This window comes from Parapedobacter sp. ISTM3 (assembly GCF_016533505.1).
Classification (GTDB): domain Bacteria; phylum Bacteroidota; class Bacteroidia; order Sphingobacteriales; family Sphingobacteriaceae; genus Parapedobacter; species Parapedobacter luteus.
This window is the reverse complement of record NZ_JAENGN010000011.1, coordinates 69,918-91,524: the sequence shown is the minus strand read 5'-3', so window position 1 is coordinate 91,524 and position 21,607 is coordinate 69,918. Positions and strand designations below refer to the sequence as shown.

Annotated in this window: 21 protein-coding genes; 11 read left to right on the top strand and 10 right to left on the bottom strand. The window is 48.9% G+C overall.

Annotated features, from left to right (window positions below):
* Nucleotides 1–41: 41 nt before the first annotated feature.
* Together JHJ32_RS15075 and JHJ32_RS15070 are read right to left on the bottom strand one after the other, a co-directional pair.
* Nucleotides 42–896, bottom strand: coding sequence for a transglutaminase-like domain-containing protein (locus JHJ32_RS15075; protein WP_200121501.1), 855 nt, complete (start codon nucleotides 894–896; stop codon nucleotides 42–44).
* Nucleotides 897–944: 48 nt separating this feature from the next.
* Nucleotides 945–1,154 carry a hypothetical protein gene (locus JHJ32_RS15070; RefSeq protein ID WP_200121500.1) on the bottom strand — a complete coding sequence of 70 codons (210 nt, stop codon included), beginning with the start codon at nucleotides 1,152–1,154 and terminating at the stop codon, nucleotides 945–947.
* 240 nt (nucleotides 1,155–1,394) lie between these two features.
* Between JHJ32_RS15070 and JHJ32_RS15065 the strand changes: the two genes are divergently transcribed.
* The 10 genes from JHJ32_RS15065 to adhP all read left to right on the top strand — a co-directional run bounded on the left by JHJ32_RS15065 (nucleotide 1,395) and on the right by adhP (nucleotide 13,967).
* A complete protein-coding gene (locus tag JHJ32_RS15065) occupies nucleotides 1,395–1,961 on the top strand; it encodes an RNA polymerase sigma-70 factor (protein ID WP_079718051.1) in 567 nt (188 codons plus the stop codon).
* Between the two features lie 4 nt (nucleotides 1,962–1,965).
* Nucleotides 1,966–2,901 carry a FecR family protein gene (locus tag JHJ32_RS15060; RefSeq protein WP_200121499.1) on the top strand — a complete coding sequence of 312 codons (936 nt, stop codon included), beginning with the start codon at nucleotides 1,966–1,968 and terminating at the stop codon, nucleotides 2,899–2,901.
* A 19-nt stretch (nucleotides 2,902–2,920) separates the two neighbouring features.
* Complete coding sequence (locus JHJ32_RS15055; protein WP_200121498.1) at nucleotides 2,921–4,561, top strand: carboxypeptidase-like regulatory domain-containing protein; 1,641 nt, start codon at nucleotides 2,921–2,923, stop codon at nucleotides 4,559–4,561.
* 100 nt (nucleotides 4,562–4,661) lie between these two features.
* On the top strand, nucleotides 4,662–5,549 hold the full coding sequence (locus JHJ32_RS15050; RefSeq protein ID WP_176146252.1) for a lysophospholipid acyltransferase family protein: 888 nt from the start codon (nucleotides 4,662–4,664) through the stop codon (nucleotides 5,547–5,549).
* 27 nt (nucleotides 5,550–5,576) lie between these two features.
* Nucleotides 5,577–6,053, top strand: a complete 477-nt coding sequence (locus JHJ32_RS22890; RefSeq protein ID WP_079718055.1) for a hypothetical protein — start codon at nucleotides 5,577–5,579, stop codon at nucleotides 6,051–6,053.
* Nucleotides 6,054–6,114: 61 nt separating this feature from the next.
* Nucleotides 6,115–6,744, top strand: coding sequence for an RNA polymerase sigma factor (locus JHJ32_RS15040; protein WP_200121497.1), 630 nt, complete (start codon nucleotides 6,115–6,117; stop codon nucleotides 6,742–6,744).
* A gap of 67 nt (nucleotides 6,745–6,811) precedes the next feature.
* Nucleotides 6,812–7,771, top strand: coding sequence for a FecR family protein (locus tag JHJ32_RS15035; RefSeq protein ID WP_079718057.1), 960 nt, complete (start codon nucleotides 6,812–6,814; stop codon nucleotides 7,769–7,771).
* A gap of 32 nt (nucleotides 7,772–7,803) precedes the next feature.
* Nucleotides 7,804–11,283, top strand: coding sequence for a SusC/RagA family TonB-linked outer membrane protein (locus JHJ32_RS15030; RefSeq protein WP_233632683.1), 3,480 nt, complete (start codon nucleotides 7,804–7,806; stop codon nucleotides 11,281–11,283).
* A gap of 27 nt (nucleotides 11,284–11,310) precedes the next feature.
* The gene (locus tag JHJ32_RS15025; RefSeq protein ID WP_200121496.1) at nucleotides 11,311–12,792 is read left to right on the top strand and encodes a SusD/RagB family nutrient-binding outer membrane lipoprotein; all 1,482 of its coding nucleotides are present in this window, start codon (nucleotides 11,311–11,313) and stop codon (nucleotides 12,790–12,792) included.
* Between the two features lie 131 nt (nucleotides 12,793–12,923).
* Complete coding sequence (gene adhP / locus JHJ32_RS15020; protein WP_200121495.1) at nucleotides 12,924–13,967, top strand: alcohol dehydrogenase AdhP; 1,044 nt, start codon at nucleotides 12,924–12,926, stop codon at nucleotides 13,965–13,967.
* Between the two features lie 8 nt (nucleotides 13,968–13,975).
* On the opposite strand, the gene JHJ32_RS15015 is transcribed toward adhP, so the two are convergent.
* Both JHJ32_RS15015 and JHJ32_RS15010 read right to left on the bottom strand, forming a co-directional pair.
* Complete coding sequence (locus tag JHJ32_RS15015; RefSeq protein ID WP_200121494.1) at nucleotides 13,976–14,557, bottom strand: tRNA-(ms[2]io[6]A)-hydroxylase; 582 nt, start codon at nucleotides 14,555–14,557, stop codon at nucleotides 13,976–13,978.
* Nucleotides 14,558–14,654: 97 nt separating this feature from the next.
* Complete coding sequence (locus JHJ32_RS15010) at nucleotides 14,655–15,236, bottom strand: hypothetical protein (RefSeq protein WP_200121493.1); 582 nt, start codon at nucleotides 15,234–15,236, stop codon at nucleotides 14,655–14,657.
* 231 nt (nucleotides 15,237–15,467) lie between these two features.
* Between JHJ32_RS15010 and JHJ32_RS15005 the strand changes: the two genes are divergently transcribed.
* The gene (locus tag JHJ32_RS15005; RefSeq protein WP_200121492.1) at nucleotides 15,468–15,881 is read left to right on the top strand and encodes a hypothetical protein; all 414 of its coding nucleotides are present in this window, start codon (nucleotides 15,468–15,470) and stop codon (nucleotides 15,879–15,881) included.
* Between the two features lie 2 nt (nucleotides 15,882–15,883).
* On the opposite strand, the gene recG is transcribed toward JHJ32_RS15005, so the two are convergent.
* The 6 genes from recG to JHJ32_RS14980 all read right to left on the bottom strand — a co-directional run bounded on the left by recG (nucleotide 15,884) and on the right by JHJ32_RS14980 (nucleotide 21,557).
* A complete protein-coding gene (gene recG, locus JHJ32_RS15000) occupies nucleotides 15,884–17,989 on the bottom strand; it encodes an ATP-dependent DNA helicase RecG (RefSeq protein WP_200121491.1) in 2,106 nt (701 codons plus the stop codon).
* 25 nt (nucleotides 17,990–18,014) lie between these two features.
* Nucleotides 18,015–18,914, bottom strand: coding sequence for an EamA family transporter (locus tag JHJ32_RS14995; protein ID WP_079718065.1), 900 nt, complete (start codon nucleotides 18,912–18,914; stop codon nucleotides 18,015–18,017).
* Nucleotides 18,915–19,298 carry a RidA family protein gene (locus tag JHJ32_RS14990; RefSeq protein ID WP_079718066.1) on the bottom strand — a complete coding sequence of 128 codons (384 nt, stop codon included), beginning with the start codon at nucleotides 19,296–19,298 and terminating at the stop codon, nucleotides 18,915–18,917.
* A 46-nt stretch (nucleotides 19,299–19,344) separates the two neighbouring features.
* Complete coding sequence (locus tag JHJ32_RS23225; RefSeq protein WP_317043121.1) at nucleotides 19,345–19,485, bottom strand: DUF6728 family protein; 141 nt, start codon at nucleotides 19,483–19,485, stop codon at nucleotides 19,345–19,347.
* Nucleotides 19,486–19,573: 88 nt separating this feature from the next.
* On the bottom strand, nucleotides 19,574–20,440 hold the full coding sequence (locus JHJ32_RS14985; RefSeq protein WP_079718067.1) for a cupin-like domain-containing protein: 867 nt from the start codon (nucleotides 20,438–20,440) through the stop codon (nucleotides 19,574–19,576).
* Between the two features lie 187 nt (nucleotides 20,441–20,627).
* Nucleotides 20,628–21,557 carry a gliding motility protein GldN gene (locus JHJ32_RS14980; protein WP_233632681.1) on the bottom strand — a complete coding sequence of 310 codons (930 nt, stop codon included), beginning with the start codon at nucleotides 21,555–21,557 and terminating at the stop codon, nucleotides 20,628–20,630.
* Between the last annotated feature and the right edge of the window lie 50 nt (nucleotides 21,558–21,607).

Sequence of the window (21,607 nt, the reverse complement as noted above, 5' to 3'; positions counted from 1 at the left end):
CTTGTCAACGTAAGTTGCCTAGCACACGAACTCACCGATGCTTATTCAAGTACTGCAAGCATACGGTTGATCTCTTCCGTTTTGGCCACGTTGCCGGCTTGGGAGTAGGATGTGACCAAGTTGCGTAGTACGCGCGTGATGATGTCGAGGTTGCTGCAGGGCAGCACGAAATTGTCGCTCGGACTGAGGTTAAGCTGTTTAAGGAAAGCGATCACGTCATGCCTTCCGAATATCTGGCCTCGATTAAAGGCATTGATATAGAACAGGACGCCGTGCCTGTTTTCCACTGGGGCGTGGTCTTCCGTGTAAGCAAGGATAAAATGCTTTGGAAGGTTTACTCCATAAATGGGGATGTCGAGCTTTTGGGCGACAATGCTGTAAACACAGGCAAGGAGAATGGGGTTGCCCCTGCGGCTTTCCAGCACCTGGCCGATATAGGAATTTTGCGGATCATGGTAGTTGCTTGTATTACCAGAGAATCCGTAAGCATTGTAAATGATGTTATTGAGTAGGCGCACTTTCTCCACTGCGCTCATGCTGTAAATCATTTCCAACCAAGCGTCGCGTTTAATGGCTTCTATCTGGTTGATGATTTTCTGCTCGTCCATGTCGGGGTACTGGTATTTGTTGATAATAATCAGCCCCTGCAACAAATCAAAAGAACCGCTGACTTTCCAAAGTTCCAGTTCTTGCAGCACATCTTCAAACTGTATTTTATGAATAAGGTTTTCGATGCGAGTTTGCAGCACCACATCGAAAGATTGCTCCCACACGGATTCCAACCGGGTGATGACCTCCGGCCCCATCGTGATCAGTTTTTGTTCTACATGCCGGAATACCTCCGCATCCGGATCATCGAGCAGTTTGATCAGTGAATCTAACTCTTTCTCGTTCATTAATACAAAGTTAAAAAAACTATTTGATATCAGCTGCAACACGTGCCATTAGCCAGAACAGAACGACAAATCCAAGGTGTTGAACAATTCGCAAGCCGGCAGGCGGATACTTGCTCCCGTTAGAGGCAGGTGGTCTGCATCCACCACTATACCGCGTACGGTCATCGGTTGCGCATGTGCGGCAGGCATCCTACCGACTGTTGCGATGAGGCACCACAGCAACATGCAAATGTTTTGGTAAGTAATTTTTTGATTCATGGTGAAAAAATTGATTGCTGCAAAACACGGATCGCTAAACGAAGCGAGCGACCGAGCCAATTGGGACATACATCGTTGTGATGTGCTTTTGCTTTAACGTATTGATATACAGTATTTTGCGCCGTGTTTTGTTTTTGTTAATAAATTTTAACTGATGTGTTAAGCGGTGATTGGTGGGGATGTTGTAATAAAAAAATGTTGAATAAGGGTAAAACAAACTTAAGTTGTCTGCATAAGTAAATGGAAGTAACTTTGGCCAAAACAGAAACATTGATACATCCCCGTCATGAGCGTGCCTTTGAAGAGGTATTTAAAGCAAACTTTAAAGCATTGCACGCTTACGCCTATACGGTGCTACAGGATGAAAGTGTAGCTGAAGAAATTGTACAGACCGTTTTCTTGAAGCTGTGGGAAAACCGGGAACGGCTAACAATCCACACGTCGCTAAGGGCTTATCTGTATAAATCCGTCTATCACGACAGCCTGAATCACTTAAAGCATAAAAAGGTTCAACGCAAATATATCGCGGAAGCAATGATGAGCTACAAACAAGAGGAATCCACAGTCGCGGCGGCAGATAAGGAGCTATATCTGCAATTGCATGAGGCACTCCGGCAGTTGCCTGAAAAATGCCGGACCGTGTTCCAGCTTAGTCGCTTTGAAGAACTGAAATATCAGGAGATCGCTGATAGATTAGGGATTTCGCAAAAGACCGTAGAAGCTCACATGGCAAAGGCGCTGCGACTATTGAGGCTCCGATTAGCCGATTTTCTGCCGTTGTTGATTATCGTATTACCTAATATATGATGCTATGGATGATGTATTGCTCACAAAATACGTGCTGAATGAAGCAAATGAGATGGAGGCTGCGAACGTGCGCAAATGGATTGCCGCTCATCCCGACAACGAAAAGTATTATTTGCAGTTCCGGTTCGTTTGGGAGGCCAGTCAGCGGCTCGCTCCTGAGCACCGTGTAGACGAAGAAGCCGCTTGGCAACGCTTTTTACAACGGCGTGAACGCGCCGGTGGTGCCTTGCAACGGTCGCGCCAGGGGGTATCTCGCCGTTTGGGCTGGTTGCGGATCGCTGCCGGTCTTATCTTGGTATCGATCGTGGCTTACTATTTCCTGTTGTCTGGAGAACGCCAATTGCTGGGTGCTGACTACAGCGCCACCGACGGGCCGAGCACCGATACATTGACCGACGGCTCTATCATCACATTGGATGTACAGGCATCATTGCGATTTTCAAACGGACCATTTCAACGTCAGCGGCAGGTGAAACTGCATGGAGGCAATGTGTTTTTCAGAGTTGCCCCGGATGGGGATAGACCGTTTGTCATCCAATCCGGAGAAGTAACAGTAACGGTACTTGGCACAGCTTTCCATGTGAGGCGGAGTGGTGATGAGACAACCGTTGCCGTCGAAAGTGGAAAAGTGAAGGTGGATGGACTCGGCCGTGTGGTAGAACTTACAGCCCGTCAGCAGGTAACCATCAATACGCTGACACGGCAGTTTGAACAGGACGTGAATAGTGGTTTAATACTGGATCACACACCGCTTTGGCGAATTGCCGAATTATTGGAGGAGATCCATGGAGTAACTATTGTGATAGCCCGTGATCAACTGCGCGACTTGCCCATGACGACTACGCTACGTGATGGAACGTTGGATGAGCGGTTGAATATTATTGCCGAAACATTGGGAGTGACCGTCGCACAACAGGGCGACACGATTGTATTCAAATAGCTGTTTCTGCCCCGGCATAATGATAAATTACCCGAACCACCAACCCCTTCTGAAACTACTTTCAATTGGTTGGGCCATCGCCATAGCGTCGGTGTGCCAAGCTCAAAGCTACCTCACACGGGATATCTCCATCAAAGGAGGGCCTAATCAACGAATCGGAGATCTGTTGTCGGCGGTAAGTCAAGATCAGGGGTTTTACTTTTCCTATAATAGTAACGCTATCGCCGCCGATAGCCTGGTCAATGTACCGAACTATCGTGGTCCACTGATTAATTTTCTTGGACGTATGCTCGGCCGCAGCTACGAATTTAAAGAGACGCCCGGCTATGTCATTATTCGTTACGCACCGGGTACGATGAAATTGGCCTTTCGCGTAGAAAAAGAAAGGGGCAGGCCATTGGTCATCGAGGGGCAAGTCAGCGATGCCAGCAATGGCATGGGGGTGCCCTTCGCCAGCATCTATGATCGCCAAGCGCTGGTATCTACGCTATCTGGGCCCACGGGAGATTTTAAATTGAGTATCAAACGGCCGGGAGAGACTATATGGCTTACGGTGAGCAAGGAAAAGTACCGCGATACCACATTGGCTTTGCTGCCGCCCGTTCAAGTCGGGTCAAAACACAAAGGACGACGGTATTGGTTGTTCTTGGGTGACGGAAGCGGAGGCGGTTTGGAAGGCTCGGCATTCGGGCGGTTTTTCACCAGTTCGAAACAGCGTATCCAGCGTATCAATTTAGGGGGATTTTTCGCGTATAGTTCCTATCAAGTTTCATTGACTCCGGGGTTAAGCTCACAAGGACTGTTCAATAGCCAAGTGGTCAATCAAGTGTCGCTGAATGTCCTTGGTGGTCATACCGCCGGCGTAAATGGTGTTGAAATAGCGGGAGGCTTTAACATCAACCAGCAGCGTACACGCTATTTTCAGGCCGCTGGCTTGTTTAACCTCGTAGGTAATGACATGGAGGGTGTACAGCTGGCTGGAATTTCTAATATCGTTATGCAGAAGGCCTCCGGTTTGCAGTTGGCTGGCGTGAGCAGCCACGCCAGCAAGACAAAAGGAGTGCAATTTTCGGGCGTTTTCAACGTGGCGGAAGATGTAGACGGCATGCAAATAGCTGGGGTAGTGAACACCGGTGGAAACGTAAAGGGCGTCCAGCTTGCCTTGGTCAATGTGGCTGACAGTAGTGACTACCCCATCGGAATGATTAATTTGGTCAAAAATGGTGAAAAAAGCGTTACGGCCGCAGTGGACGAATCCAGCATGGCGCAACTGGCCTTCCGCTCGGGTGGGCGGATATTATATGGTTTGTTGGGGATAGGATATTACCTGAGTGATAGTCCCATGAGGTATGCGCTCGAAGCGGGAGTGGGGGCGACCGCGTTGCGGACAGGCGCTTTCATACTGCAGGCGGAAGTGGTCAGCAGGGCCAGTACGGATTTCAAAGCGGATATCGAACAACGGCTGTCTTTACGTCTGCTTCCCCGAGTCAGCTTCAACCAACATTGGGGCTTTATAGCGGGCCCTACCATCACTTATACCTATCGTGATAAGGAAAATGGCTCTTTAAATCCCATAAGTGGATGGAAATGGTACCACAATAAAGACGCTGGCCGGGCGTTACACATCGGGATGATGGGTGGGGTATCTTACCGGTGGTAGCTTATTGCAATTCCGTCTGTTTCTGCATAAGGGTAAACGTGATTGAGCTTGTCTTTACTTAAATGCCAAATCGTTTACAATACTTATTAATATGCAAAGCATGAAAGTAACACGATGGGGAGCCGCCGAGTTCCTGGTGAGAGCGGCGTATATTGTTGCCCTGTTTCCCTTTATCTTGCTTAGCCGCCTGCCCCATTGGCTACTTTTGGCCACCGTTGGCCGCTGCTGTTATTTCTTTACATACTCGATAATCCGCTATCGCTACCAGGTGGTGCTCCAAAACCTGTCTCGCGCATTCCCGGAGAAACCTTACGCAGCGATCGATGCACTGGCAAAGGATTTCTATTGGCATTTCGCGTGTCTTATGGTAGAGATTATCCAATCGGTTTCCATCAGTAAACAGCAATTGGCTGGCCGGATACACGTCGCCAATGCCGATTTATTGAAACACTACCATAGCCAAGCAAAGCCCATGATTGCCATACTGGGACATTATGGCAACTGGGAAAGCCTTCATATTCTCCCTACTAAACTGTCCTTGCCTGTAAACGCCTTGTATAAACCGTTATCAAATAGGCTACTATGCCGTATGGTAAGGCATATCCGATCGCGATTTGGGATGCAGCTCATACCAGCGGAGAAGGCTGCGCGGTTATTGATGAAGGCAGAAGGCGAAGCTGCGTTGAGCCTGTTTATCGCCGATCAATTTCCGGGATGGCACAAGGGGCATCCCATGGAGTTGCTGCATCAGCCAACGACCTTGTTTGCAGGTGCGGAAAAACTGGCGAAGGCCATTGATGCGGTCGTTTTTTACGCGGAGCTCCAGCGAGATGGTAGCAACGGGTGGAACGTGCATTTCTCGTTAATCACAGACCAGGCCAGGGAAACCATGGACGGTCAGATTACCCGGTGCTTCGGCGAACGCCTGCAAGAAACTATCCGTAGGGCGCCCGCATATTGGCTTTGGTCACACAAGCGATGGAAGTGAAAACCGATTTCTGTTATCTTTGCCGCGGTGTACGTTCGCTTTTATATCGATTACCTCATTCATTTGCTGTCTGCCAAGTCCAGGCACGGCACGCATTCGCCTTTTGTATACAGGTTGGTGGATGAAGTCTTTTATGCCAGGCCGCAGGCTGACGAACCACCTGACAAAATCAAGCGATTGACCGTTCGGCTTATTGATCGATTTAAACCCAAGCGGGTATATAGGGTGGGCGATAGGCTGCCGGATGAGCCGCTGGATTTTGTCATCGCCGAAGGCACTGATGCCGACCGGATAAGCTACCAACTACACAAGCTTTGGACTGCGCTTCATCCGGGGAGCGTAGCGGTACTCGAAGGAATCTATCGCAACGAGGGAATGAGGCGATTGTGGCTGTCCCTCAAAGCCAAGCCGGAAGTAACCGTGACGGTCGACTTATTCCATGTAGGATTGGTGTTCTTCCATCATGGGCAGGCCAAGGAAAATTTTAAGATCCGATATGCTTAGCTCCTTACATGAACCGAGTTTTTACAGCAGCTTAATCTCCAGTTAATATGACACGGATAACTTGGCACCGTCTACAGTGTACCAAGTGGACGAGGAGAAGAATATGCAAACCAGGCGCTATGCGGGTTGTTCGGACGAACAATTGATGGCTTATATACAGCGTGGGCATGAACAGGCTTTCGAGGTGCTGTATGATCGGTATTGGCACGAACTTTACCGGTTTGCATGGAACGTGTTACGGTCTGAAGCCGATGCGAAAGATGCGGTGCAGGAGGTCTTCGTCAGTTTTTGGATGCGGCGCGATCAAATCGAAATCACGACAACACTTGCGGCTTACCTGCATAAAGCTGTCCACTATAAAGTACTAAACAGCGCTTCCCGGCTTTTGGAAGGCAGCCGGACGCATCTACCGCTTTCTTATGAGATGGCTAATGCTTTTGCGATGCAAATCGATCCGATTGCTTTAAAGGAGCTGGAAGACACCCTAAGCCGTCAAATGGCGAAATTGCCTCCTGCTATGGAAAATGTACTTCGGATGAGCGTCGAAGAGCAACTAAGTACCGCAGAGATTGCCCGCCACTTGGGATTATCTGAGCAGACCATCAAAAATCAACTGACGGCGGCACGTAAACGTATGCGCATTTTATGCCGCGATATGGTCTTTCCAGTGCTTTTCTTTATGTTTTTTTAATGATTTCTTAATCGGGCCGGGTAGTACAGCACCCCCCTTTTTTGGATAGTATGGCAAAGATGAACATATGGAGCCATCACTATTCAAAGCACTCATTGATCGATACCGAAACGGAACGGCTACCTCGTTCGAAAAAGAGCTCGTTGAAGGCTGGTTGAAAGAACAAGAGCAAAGGCCACTGCCGCTTCATGAAGTAGACGAGCGACGGATAAAGACGGAGATGCTCTTCGCGATACGTAGACAATTGCGCTCAGCGCGCATGGGGAAATTGCGCAGGTTGGTCCGCGCGGGGGCTGCAGCGGTATTGATCGCCGGACTTGCGCTATTCGGGTGGTACCTGTGGCCGTCTCAAGAAACGCTCCCTACGTTACGGATCACACAGACCGGTGCTGGCGAGCGCAAGCAAATCGTGCTGCCTGACCATTCGGTCATCTGGCTTAATGCAAACTCACGCGTGGAATATCCGGAAAATTTTAGCTCGGGCGAACGCACCGTGCACTTGGTACAGGGAGAAGCTTTTTTCGAAGTGACGCCCGACACATCCAAGCCTTTTACCGTCAGGACTGATTGGTTTGATACGCGAGTGCTCGGTACATCTTTCAATGTGCAGGTACATCCAGAGACGGCTGAAGTGGGGGTTGCTGTGGAAACCGGTAAGGTAGAGGTCAGACCTACGGATACGGCTAGCGCGCAGCAGGTCTTTAGGCTGACGCGTGGACAAGGTGTGTTATACAACAAGGAAGCCAAAGCCATGAGCTATACAACGGGTTCGGAAACGCCGGGAATATGGCGTTCAGGTGGGCTCAGCTTCGCACAGCGTTCGCTGAAAGACGTGGTGCGCGCCTTGGAAGATAAATATGCCACGACCATTGTGCTTGAGGTAGATGAACGCCGGGATTACCGCTTCACCGCTACCATTACCCCACAGACCTCATTAGATGAGGTGTTGTCTTCCGTCTGTCTGGTCAATAAACTTATCCGGGTAGATCAAGACGGGTTGATCGTGTTGCGCGAGCGAGCGTTTTAATCAGGTTTTTTTATGACATAATAATACATTGTATGGAATCAAATCGACAGTACTTAACAAAACGGGCGTTGATGTACGGAGCTTTTCTATCGCTATGCTGGGGCCCCGTAACTGCTCAGCAATACGCGCATGCCAGCCATGCGCCGGTACAGCACACACGAGTCTCATTGGAGCAGGCATTGAAAGCGGTTGCTTCGCGCATCAATAAGAAATTGGTGTATGACACCAGGCAGCTGGCGGGTAAGCAGGCACATACAGTAAGCGCCGGATTGCCTGCAGATCGGTTGTTGGAAGAGATCTTGACCAACACGGGGCTTACTTATCGGGTTGAAGGGGATTTGCTGGTGATTTTTCCGGGAGATGTGACCGACGGCGCGAGCAGCAACCGCAGCATCCGCCAGCAGCTGACCGTGCGCGGGCACGTCAAATCGGCGGATGGTGAGCCATTGGTCGGTGTTTCGGTCAGTATCAAAGGTACGACCACCACGGTGTCAACGGGAATCAGCGGCCAATATAGCATCACAGCTCCGGAAGATGCTACCCTGGTGTTTGCGCTTATCGGATTCGTAAAGCAGGAGCAAGCGGTCGCGGGCCGTACGCAGGTGGATGTCCTGTTGGAGGAAGACAACCAAGCATTGTCCGAAGTGGTTGTAACTGCACTGGGTATCAAACGCGAAGAGAAGGCGCTTGGTTATGGCGTATCGGTTGTGAAAGGCGAAGATCTGACGGATGCCATTTCAAACAACTGGTCGGACGCATTGAAGGGTAAAGTGGCCGGCCTCAACCTCACCCAGACAGGTTCCGGACCATTAAACTCTACCCGCATCAACCTGCGGGGCGACCGTTCGTTGGACATCAATGGCAATGAGGCGCTGGTTGTAATAGATGGTATCCCCATGATCAATGGCAAAATCAGTTCTGGCGTAGATCAGGCCTATGGAGCTGGCGCAAGTGGGGTAGACAAAGATATTCCTATCGACTTTGGCAACGGGCTTTCCGATATCAACCCGGATGATATTGAATCCGTGACCGTGCTGAAAGGAGCCGCTGCATCGGCTCTTTATGGCAGCCGTGCTGCCAATGGGGCATTAATTATTACCACCAAAAGCGGCCGTAGGCGTGAGGGAGGTATCGGCATTACTGTCAATTCCAATACCAGTATTCAGGATGTGCTACGTTGGCCGGACTGGCAGTATGAATACGGACAGGGCAATAACAACCGCAATGCAAACGGCGATCTCTATTACTCCTACCACCTTTCCGAAGACGGCGCCAATACCGGGTCAACTTCCAGCGCATTTGGTCCGAGATTCGACGGTCAATATTATTTCCAATATGATCCGGAAATAGAAGGACAGTCCGTGGACCGACGGCTATGGCGACCATACACAGACAATATCAAAGGTTTTTGGCGCACAGGACTGAACTTTACCAATAGCGTTGCACTGGATGGGGCCACTGATCGGTTTTCGGCGCGTGCATCACTGACCCATACCAAAAATGAATGGATTATGCCCAATACCGGATTCGAGCGTATCGTGGCATCCCTGAACAGCAGTGCACACCTTTCAAAAAATCTTCAGGTCAATGCCAAGATGAGCTATACGGCAAAAAGCAGTGATAACCTGCCCGGTACCGGGTATAACAACCAGTCGATCGGCTATTTCATGATATTCCAGAATCCAAATGTCGACTTGGAGTGGTATCGTCCGATTTGGAAACAGGGCAAAGAGCAGTTGGAGCAAATTCATCCGTTTAGCTCCTATATCGAAAATCCTTACCTCATTGCCTATGAGATGACTAATGGCCTGAAGAGCAATACCGTGGAGGGCAATTTGCAGGGCATTTATACCTTCGACGACCGGTGGAGCCTCATGGTGCGTTCAGGCTTGAATATGCGACAGGATAAAAGGGACAACCGTAGACCGTATAACACGGCTAATTTTCCGCAGGGGTACTACAAGGAGCAAGATGTGTACTTCTTTGAGTCGAACACGGATATGTTGCTCACCTACCAGAACAAACTTACACCCGCCATTGACCTGCGTGCTTCTTTAGGTGCGAACGCAATGCGGTACGAGTCAAAAACGAACAATGCGATAGCGCGGGGGCTGCTGCTGCCCGGCATCTACAAATTGTCGAACGCCTTGGAGCAAGCACTGGCAGATAATGATTTGCAGCGGCGCCGTACCAACAGCGTCTATGGATTCGTCAACTTTTCATACCGTGATTTGGTGTTCTTGGATATAACCGGAAGAAACGACTGGTCATCCACGTTGCCCGATGGCAATAACTCATATTTTTATCCTTCGGTAAGCAGCAGCTATATCCTTAGCGATATTTTCTCCCTGCCGGATGCTTTCACCTTTGCAAAGGCACGCCTTTCATGGGCCATGGTGGGCAATGACACTTACCCGTATCGTACGGCCAAATACTACAGCAAGACAGATTTCCCTGGCTCTGCGGAAGCACCATCGGTGCTTCATAATGCTGACCTAAAGCCCGAAATATCCCGCTCATGGGAAGCTGGCGTCAATGTAGCACTGTTTAACAATCGCATCAATACGGATGTAAATGTGTATACCATCACCACTGAAAATCAAGTGCTTTCCGTGCCTTTGGATATTACCACGGGTTATAGCAGTGCGTTCATCAATGCCGGTGAAATCCGTAATCGCGGCATTGAGGTAATGTTGAGCGGAAGCCCTGTGAAAAACGACAATTTTTCGTGGACGGCCACGGCGACTTGGTCTACCAATAACAACAGGATTCTGTCATTAAGCGAGGATGTGGAAGGCGAGGAGCAAATTATCGCTACGAGCGGTACAGCTACCTTGCTGGCCACCGTAGGCGGTAGCATCGGCGACATATGGGGATTTGGGCTGGTGCGCAATCCTGAGGGGCAAGTGGTGTTTAATGGTGAAACAGGATTGGCCCTCCCGCCCAATGATATTAGTAAAATCGGTAACGCATATGCCGATTGGAGGGCAGGCTTGGTCAATGAGTTTCAATACAAAAACTGGCGATTCAGCGCAACCATCGACGGTCAATATGGTGGTTTACTGTATTCGCAGAGCCATCATAAGATGACCGAACAAGGCAAACTTCGCCATACGTTGCTGGGTCGTGAAACCATGACGGTCATCGGCGAAGGTGTGGTCTTGAACGACGACGGCAGCTATTCGCCCAATACAACGCCGGTGCCGATCCAGACGTGGTACGGTGATTACTACCGGCGGGCGAATATTGAGACGAATAGCTTTGACGCTTCATACCTGAAACTGCGGGAAGTCCGGTTGGAATACAACCTGCCGGTTTCAGTGGTGTCACGTTGGCGCCTCGCGGGTGCCAGCATTGCCGTGTATGGCCGTGATCTGGCGATGATTTCGGACTTTCCGATTTTTGACCCCGAGACGGCGAGTCTTAATGGCGCCACTATCGTGCCGGGGGTAGAAATGGGGCAATTGCCCACGCCAAGAACATGGGGCGTAAACCTGAGGTTTCAATTTTAATTAAGGGATTTTTTAACGCTTTTGATCATGAATATGTTAAATCGAAATACGATAACGGGGAGTTTAATAACCGTATTGTTGGCCACATCATGTACGCGGGATTTTGACGAAGTCAATACCGACCCCAATAAGATTGAAAAAGTGACGCCAGGTAGCATGCTCACACCGACAATTTATGGGATGAGTACTTATTTTACGGTACGGAGCTATGATTTTACATGGCAGCTGATGCAGGTAGGGTTGCCGCATCCCAGTTCGGGCAACGCGGCACACTGGTATTACCTGCAGGAAAATTCTGGCAACGGTACATGGAATACCTGCTACCGCCTGCTGCGCAACCTCCGCGAGATGGATGAAGCGGCTGATGAATACGACCAGCCCATCTTTAAAGCAGTTGCTGCAACCTTACGTGCCTATATCGTTGGGATACTGACCGATAGCTTTGGGGATGTCCCGTTTAGCGAGGCTATGCAAGCCGAAGAAGGAATTAACCAGCCCCGATTTGATACGCAAGAAGAAATCTACCACAGCCTCATCGAACAGCTGGAAGAGGCAAACCGCATCTATGCAGCCGGAGGGGATATGGTGGGCAACGATCTGCTTTACGGCGAGGAAGCAACGGCGGGCGATCAGGAGCGAAACTGGCGCAGGTTCAACAACTCATTGTTGATGCGGATGATATTGCGTATGTCTAAGCGCACCGAGCAGAACAGCTACCAGCGTTTGCAAGCGATGATTGACAACCCTGATGAGTATCCGGTGTTTACATCAAATGCAGAAGCTGCGCTGGTCAAAATATCAGGGTTGACCCCCTATGACTATGCGTGGGGCAGAAGGCAGGATTATGTCAATTTCGAAGCAATGGCTGAGTTTTTCGTGGATATGCTCAACGAGTTAGCGGATCCCCGCCGACCGTTGTTTATGACCCGTGCAAGGCGCTTAGAGAATGGCGAATATGTCGATTTGGGCTATCGCGGTATTCCCAGCGCCCACTCGGGGGATGCTTCGCAGTTTAATTATGATCCCAGCACACCTAACGGTGATTTGATGGTATACACCACATTGGGCACTGAAATCATCGAGGTGATGATGAGCTATGCCGAAGTGGAATTTATCAAATCCGAGGTTGCGTTTTTCCGCGGCGATATGGCGGCGGCAGAAGCAGCGTACCGGCGCGGGGTGGAGGCAGCCATCACACAGTGGAAAGGTGGCGTAATGCCGGATGATTATTTTGAAAATGAAGCAGCACGGTTTGACGGCACGTTTGAGCGTATCATGAATCAAAAATACTTGGCATTATTTTTCAATGATTACCAGCAGTGGTTTGAATATCGCCGGACCGGATATCCCGAGCTGCCCAAGACGCCTCACATGCTGCATCAAGGGCAGATGCCTACGCGTTTTATGTATCATACCGATGTGCGCCGGTTCAACCGGGAAAACTACCAAGAGGCTGTACAGCGCATGGGGGCGGATGATTTCCATACTAAAGTATGGTGGGAGCGGTAATGGAAGGCAAAAAGTAATCACTGTCATCTTTTAATCTGCGGCGCAACATCTATCGGTTCTCGGGATCCTTCTATCTTGCAGCATCAAAAAAGGGATAATGAATAATTTACCTGTCTATAAAATGCAAGATTATGATTCCTAAAACGATGAAAGCTGCAGTGGTTCGTCAGTTTGGAGCTCCGCTGCAAATCGAAGAAGTAGATGTGAGGCCTCCAGGCCGCAACCAATTATTAGTGAAGGTGGTGGCCAGCGGTGTATGCCATACCGACCTGCACGCTGTAGAAGGCGATTGGCCTGTTAAACCCAAGATGCCTTTGATACCGGGCCATGAGGCGGTCGGCTACGTAGTCGCTGTAGGCGAAGGCGTAGTCGATATCAAGGAAGGGGATGCCGTAGGAGTACCCTGGCTGTATAGTGCATGTGGGCATTGCGAGCATTGTATCACGGGCTGGGAAACGTTGTGTGAGTCGCAGCAAAACGGCGGTTATAGCGTCGATGGTGGTTTCGCTGAATATGTGCTGGCAGATGCCCGGTATGTGGGGCATCTGCCCAGCAATGTCAACTTCATCGAGATGGCACCCATCCTTTGCGCTGGGGTCACGGTCTATAAGGGATTGAAGGAAACGGAAACCAAACCTGGCGAATGGGTGGCTATATCGGGCATCGGCGGGCTGGGGCATGTGGCCGTTCAGTACGCAAAAGCAATGGGCATGCATGTCGCAGCAATAGATGTAGGCGATGACAAACTCGCGCTTGCGAAACGACTGGGCGCCGATTTGGTGGTCAATGCCCGACAGCAGGATCCGGGTGCTTATTTGCAACAGGAAGTGGGAGGAGTACATGGTGCGCTCATCACAGCGGTATCGCCCATCGCATTCCGGCAAGGATTAAGCATGCTGCGCCGTAAAGGCACTATTGCGTTGAACGGATTGCCACCGGGTAGCTTTGATCTTCCTATCTTCGAAACCGTCCTCAAGCGCATTACGGTGAGGGGATCAATCGTGGGTACTCGGAAGGATTTGCAGGAGGCTATCCAGTTCGCCAATGAAGGGAAAGTCAAGGCCAACGTAACGGCCGTAAAGCTGGAAAACATCAATGACGTGTTCGACAAAATGAAAGCAGGGGAGATCGAGGGTCGGATGGTGCTCGATATCGCGGGCGAATCAGCAGCGTAATCGCTTTTTTACCCATGAATATGTTCCTTCTTGCCGTATGATTTGATAAGCTCCCCTTCGAAAATGAGCCATTCTTTCCAACGCCGGTCTACATCAACATCGATGGTGTAACGGCGGGCGAAATTCAAGAAGGTTGTATAATGGCTGGCCTCGGATACCATCAGGTCATGGTAAAACTTGGCCAGCTCTTTATCTTTGATGTTTTGGGAGAGCACACGAAACCGCTCACAACTACGGGCTTCTATCATGGCAGCAAAGAGCAACCGGTCAATGAAGGCCGTATTGCGGCTGCCGTCCTTCTTGGTGAATTTCATCAGCTGGTTTACATAGTCGTCCTTGCGTTCGCGACCGAGTGTATAGCCGCGTTGCTTGATGATGTCAATGACAAGCTGGAAGTGCTGCATCTCTTCAATAGCGATGGCCGTCAACTCATGCACCAAATCCTGATGCTCCGAATTTTGCGTAATCAATGAAATGGCATTGGAGGCTGCCTTCTGTTCGCACCACGCGTGGTCCGTCAGGATTTCCTCCAGGTTGGTTTCTGCAATATTAGCCCAGCGCGGGTCGGTCAACAATCGAAGTCCAAGCATATGCTAATTGTGTTTAGGCAAACTTACACATATTTTCCAAAATGAATGGCAGCCATCCTTGATAAGGGGCTGCCATTCATTTATTGTAGTTTACTGCTTAACGTGCCGCAATAGCGGTGCCTGAAGAAGGAAAGCTATTGGCACGTTCGATAGCCTTTGCAAAATGTTGCTCTGCTTCGCGCAATAGCGGTAGGGTTTCTTCATTGATCAGACTGGCATATTTTTTCTTGGCTTTTTCAAACTGCTTTTTCTCGTTGTTCAGCTCAGCCTTTAATTGTGCTTGCAGCTTGGCGATCTGCTTTTTTTCGTAGGCGTCCCGCTGAGCATGTTTTTCAGCGTATGTCACGTTGATTGCTTCAATGGCTTTCTTGCTTTCATTCACACGGACTCCATTGTCTATGTCTTGTTGGTATACGCCGATAAAAAAGTTTTTATCACGTTCTAATTCTGCGTGGTTGCCACGGCTTTCTTTGATACGTGCTTCCGCCAGTCCGTACTGTTCCCAGAGCACATCCACATTGCGCTGGTGGAAAGTAATGGCCTGTTTAAACGCGGCGACGCTTTTTTGATCGTTTACTAACTCCTTATCATTGGAGGCATCATAGGAGGTGTTAGTACTTGCAATGCCGTTGCTTGCTACTGCTGCGCAAATCATGGCGCTTAATACAATTGATTTCATAACTATACTGTTTTATGTTTTTACTTCTGTTTCTTTATTCTTTATCGATAAGACGACAGATGGCCAAAAACGTTGCACGGAAAACGGGCTGAATAGACAAACGGCACGTAATTGTCGACGAATGGATAATGTATTAGACGAAAGGGGGATATTCGTAGACGAAGGATTCAACAAGGTAACGGGGCTGTAGCGAAAATTTTGTATATTCGTCTACAAGAAAAGATAGCTGATATGGAGAGAAAGGTGACGTTTTTGGTAGGTCTGGTTGCCGTGTTGATGGTATTCGCATGTGAAAAGCAGACCATCATGGGTAGTCCTGAAGCAGAAAGCTTACAGTTGGAAGCGGCGCGTCAGGAAATCGACTCGCTGGCAGCCCAATATCCTTGCGAGGATGTGACGGAATGGCGTTTTACCGCAATCGGTGAAAAGGCTTGCGGTGGCCCTGCGGGCTATATTGCTTATACAACCGAAATGGACACGGTCGCGTTTCTGGAAAAGGTAGCGACCTATACGGAGTTACAAAAGGCGTATAACAGTAAGTGGGATGTGGTCTCGGATTGCATGTTGCTGTTGCCGCCGAGCCGTATCGACTGCGAAGACGGCAAGCCAAAATTGGTGTGGGATGAATCGCTTGGTGATAGCTGATTTCAAGATATCTTTTCCCAAGCAATGGTTGGTTCGCTTTCCGTGAGGTATTCCCGTAGCAAGATATTTTCCGGTTTGGTTAGTTTGGGGTCATTTTCTAAAATGTGGATGACGCTGTTGCGTACTTCATTCAATAGTGCTTGATCGGTGGTAAGGTCCGCCAGTTTCAAATCCAATATTCCGCTTTGCTGCGTACCCGTAATGTCGCCGGGGCCGCGTAGCTGGAGGTCAACTTCGGCAATCTCAAACCCGTCATTGGTGCGTACCATGGTTTCCAGACGAAGTCTGCTGTCTTTACTGAGCTTCTGGCCGGACATCAGGATGCAATAGGATTGCTCGGCACCGCGCCCTACACGCCCCCGTAGTTGATGCAATTGTGATAGTCCGAAGCGCTCAGCATTTTCAATGATCATCACGGATGCATTTGGGACATCCACGCCTACCTCGATCACCGTTGTTGCAACCATGATTTGGGTTTCACCTTTGATAAATCGTTGCATCTCGAATTCTTTATCCTTTACCGGCATTTTGCCATGCACAATGCTGATGCGGTATTGGGGTAGTGGAAATTCTTTCATGAGGGTTTCCAGCCCCGCTTCGAGGTACAGTAAATCCATTTTTTCGCTTTCCTTGATGAGTGGATAGACGATATAGACCTGTCTTCCCTTTGCAATCTCGTCTTTCATGAGACCAAACATGCGCAAGCGGCTGCTTTCATAAAGATGCAAGGTTTTGATGGGCTTGCGCCCTGCAGGCAGCTCGTCGATGACCGATAGGTCCAGATCACCGTACAAGGTCATGGCTAAAGTACGGGGGATAGGGGTAGCTGTCATCACAAGCATATGGGGAGGGGTATGGTTTTTACGCCAGAGCTTGGCCCGTTGCTCCACACCGAAACGATGCTGTTCGTCAATTACAACAAACCCCAGATTTTTGAAACGCACGGAATCTTCAATCAGGGCATGGGTGCCCACAAGGATATCCAGTGAGCCATCCTCCAATTGCGCGTGGATAGTCTTACGGTCTTTTTTAGCAACCGAACCGGTAAGCAGTTGTACGGAAGCAATGCTATCGCCCAATAGTTTTTTGATACTGTTGTAGTGTTGCTGGGCAAGTATCTCGGTTGGGGCCATTAGACATGCCTGGAAACCGTTGTCTACCGCCAGCAGCATGCTCATCAATGCAACCACTGTTTTGCCGCTGCCTACGTCGCCCTGCACGAGGCGGTTGAGCTGTGCGCCTGAAGCGGTATCCTTCCGAATTTCCTTGATTACGCGTTTTTGAGCATTGGTAAGCGAAAAGGGGAGGTGTTTGCTGTAAAACGTGTTAAAGCGGCGGCCCACTACGTCGAACCGGTGTCCCCTGAATTTTTGGGTATTGAGCAGCTTATTTTTTAGGAGCTTCAATTGAATGAAAAACAGTTCGTCAAACTTGAGCCGACGGGTGGCTTGGGCGAGTGCCTGTCGATCACGGGGGAAATGGATGGCCACCAGTGCGTTGGGCAACGGCATAAGTCGATGTTTTTGCAGTACATAATCGGGCAATACTTCTTGCAGGTGGTGGGCAATGCTCTCCAATAACGCCGCTTGTAGCTTTTGGATACCCCGGCTGTCAAGCATAAATTTTTTGAGCTTCTCGGTCGAACTGTAGACCGGCTGTAAGCTCATATTGCCAGCCTGCTTGGCACCCGGATGGTAAAGTTCCATTTCCGGATGGGTTATGGATAGCTGGTTGTTGAATACGTTTGGTTTCCCATAAATGATATAGGCTGCACCGACTTTGAGTGATTTTTTGAGCCAGCCAATGCTTTGAAACCAGACCAATTCCATGGCGCCGGTATCATCCTTAAAGTGCCCGATTAGGCGTTTTCCCCGGCGTTCGCCCACTTCTTCAAGATGGATCAAGCGACCGATAACCTGTGCCGCCGGCATATCGGGCTGCAGTTGCTGGATTTTGTGGAACTGTGTGCGATCGATGTAGCGGAAAGGGTAATGCTGGAGCAATTCACCAAATGTATGGATACCCAATTCGCTTTTAAGTACTTCGGCGCGGTTGGGGCCGACGCCTTTTAAGTATTCGATGGGAGTTATGGTGCTGAATGATGCCACAACGGTCTTAAGTTTTCAACGGTTTTTATGCGAATTTATGAAAAACCTTTCGAAGTGCACCCCAATTAAATAAGAATACCGCCATCAACAGCACACAGTAAGCCAATAATTGATGCGTATTGATATGTTCATGAAAATAGACGACGGCCACGACAAACGCAATAATCGGATTGATGTAGATCATAATACCTACCGTAGATGAGGATAGCCCGTTAAGCGCATACATGCTCATGTACAGCGGAATAATGGTAAATATGATGGCAATGATGATAATATTCAACCAAAATTTTGGATCAAGCGGCACAGGATGTTGCTGCCAAAGCAACAGCGGCACGATAAGCAAGCTGCATATCGTCAGTTGGGCCGCCAAAACGTTCAATTTGTCTACCTGTTGGATGATCCGTTGGGCAACCAAGTACAAGGCATAAAAGGAAGCGATACCAACAGACCACGAAACTTCATAAAAAGAACCCCGAGCCAACATCGCAACACTGATAAAGGCGATACCGATACTCACTTTTTTAATCGTAGACAGGCCCTCCTTGAGAATGAGGAATCCGGCTAAGGTGGTGATCAAAGGGCATACCAGGTAGGCAAAGGCCGCCGATTGGATACTCACGTGATTGACCGCATAGATAAACGCAAACCAGTTGCCCATGATGAGTAACGAAGCGATAAACATGAGCCATCCCAGTTGTTTCCGCTTTGCCGGCGATAGCTGTCTGATATGCTTGACGTCTGCTCGTAGCTGACGTCTTCGGAACGCGAAGATGAATAGCCAAATAAAGAACACCGAAACAAAAATGCGGTAATACAGGATATCGCCCGCTGGCCATGCTTTGATAGCACGCAAGGGAATGGACATGAAGCCCCAGAGCGCGGCAGCAAAAAATGCCGCCGAAAAATACTTTATACGGCCTTGCATCTACTCTTTATAGGCAATTACGGAAATTTCTACATTGACATTTTTGGGTAATCCTGCTACGGCCACCGTTTCGCGTGCCGGGGCCTCCTCGGTAAAATATTCCCCATAAACACTATTAACTGCGGCAAAATCATCCATGTCGCGGAGGAAGATGGTGGTTTTTACAACATCGGCGAAGCTATAGCCCGCCGCATTGAGCACCGCATTGATGTTTTTGAGCACCTGATGTGCTTCATCGGACACCGTACCTTGGACCAACAATCCCGTATCGGGCGAAAGGGCAATTTGACCAGAGACATACAGGGTGTTGCCGGCCTTAACGGCTTGATTGTAGGGGCCAATAGGTGCCGGTGCTTGCGTGGTGTTGATTATTTCCTTGTGCATAGACATAGCTGTATAAGATATATGAGATGAATTTTTTGGCTCATCTTCAACGAAAAAAAAAATGCGATATAATTTTGTATAGAATAGCCAGCAAAAACAGGATGATGGCTGTTGCATTTATCGCATGCATGACCCGGAGATTGAAGCTATCGGGCCGATTTGGATCTTTTTTTCTGAAAAAATACATGGTGCTACGAAGTTACGGCAGCGGGAGGAAAAAAACAACCACTTTGGAAGCGCCAAAGTGGTTGTTTTTCCTTGATAGCGGTCAGCGCTTATTTTACTCTTCGGAGGGCCTTTTCCGCACGTTTGTTGGCCGTGCTGATTTTGTAATTAAACCAGCGATCTTTAAAAATTTTCCGCATGGTATTGTCAAAGTTACGGGTGATGACCAGGTTGCGGAATCCACGCCACCTATCATATACTTTTGACGGTAGTGCCCTTACGCTAATGGAATAGCCTTCCGTGACGTATTGGATGTAATGCCACCATCCGGAAGGCATAAATAATGTTTCGCCGGGATGTATCTCGGCTTCGTACCCGTTCAAAAACCTCAATGCCGGGAATTTTTCGTAATTGGGGGTTTTGAGGTTAGCGATGCTGTGAAAGTTATAGGGCAGTTTGTACATCAGATCGGATTGCTCCAACGGGAATAGCCAAATTTTCTTAATACCCTTGTACTGGGTAAGGAAAACATGGGACATGTCAATGTCAAAGTGATTGCGTGTGCTGGAACCTTCGCCACCAAAAAAAAGATAAGGCAGCCATTTTAACACTTTCCCTCCCGTCACATCGTTGTAAATCAGATCGTGGTTGAGCTCGGGTTTCAACTTCATCAGGTTGAACAGAAAAATACGCAAATCGGTTGGCTCCCGTTCAATCAAATCCAAATATTCACCAAACTTCATCTTCGCGACTGGCGCGCTGGCGGCCCGGTCGTTGGAAGCATCTTCCCGCCCATGAAGGGAAATCTGGGCATCTCCGGCTATTTCCTTGAAATAGTCATAACTCCACTTTGTCCAAGCGGGGCTATCTTTACTGACAAAGTCGTCCAAAATGACAGGAACGCCTTTGTTCATGTAGTTTTTGATAAAGTCAGCCGAGCTTATCCCGGAGATTTTTTCTACTTTTTTTAGTTGCACGACTTAATATCTGTTTGAAAGCTTACTGTTAAACGCTTGAATGCAAACTTAGAAAATCTTCATATGCTCCAATATGGTGTACACCAATTTTACATTCGCATTATAAAAGATTAATAACGATTTACGTGCCAAAAATAAAAAAAGCCCGTGCCGTGTGACGAAGATCACTTTTCTGTCATGCCAACAATCAATAAGACCACAAGTCTTGTTCAAAATCAACGAGGCTCTTTTTGATGCGTTCGGCCTCATACAAGCGTTCTAGGCCGTTGTCAATGTAGTCGCGGATACGCAAATCCTCCGGATTGGATTGTTTGACAATATAACTTGCAAACAGTCGTTTGATGAACACATCGTCGTAACTTAATCCGGTTGCGTCATTATGGCGCGATGTCACTTCTTTATTGATAAAAATGTGTCTGGCTTCCGGGAAATAAATCCAAAAAGCGGGATAAGCATCGGCCGTTATCGAAGGGCTTGCTGCTGCGCTACCCATACCCGGAATATCCTCAGGCGCCCCTGCACCGAAATCGCCGGTGGCTCCCCCCGTTATTTCATCAACTTTTGGCGTGATTAGCGGAGCAATACCGATGATCCGGGGCTCGAATACGGAACGTTGTTTGTCGAAAATCCAATCCTCCTTGATGCGGAAGCGAACGATATCGTCCGGATTAAATGATGCCGCCTCGAAGTGGGAGGCAATTACGTTGCCATTTTCATCGAACTCTTCAACCAACGTGCTGTCCGAACCGAATCTGCCCAATACTTGATCAGGAGCAAGGCGGGTCTTGAAACTGTCACCAGTGGGGTCGTCCTCCGTAGGCGTAGGATCATAGGCCGTCAGCTCGCCCGCCAGTACGGCTTCCATAATCACATCGATAAGCCTGGATTTAGGAGAGGCATAGAGGCTATTCATCTTTTCACGCACATCGAATTCACGCCATATCCGTTTCACATAAGCTACGTCCGTGGGGCGTATGATGGGATAGGGTATAACCTCCCTGCCCAAAATGTCCGATTTGACGTAATAGCCGTCTACCGGTGGTTCTTCAGCTGGGATGGGGGTAGTACTGTTGGAAAGATTACCCTGTTGTGCTGATGCCGTAACGGCAACGAACATTGAGACCAAAAAACCATACACTTTCATTATCACAACCTCCTTGAATCGCT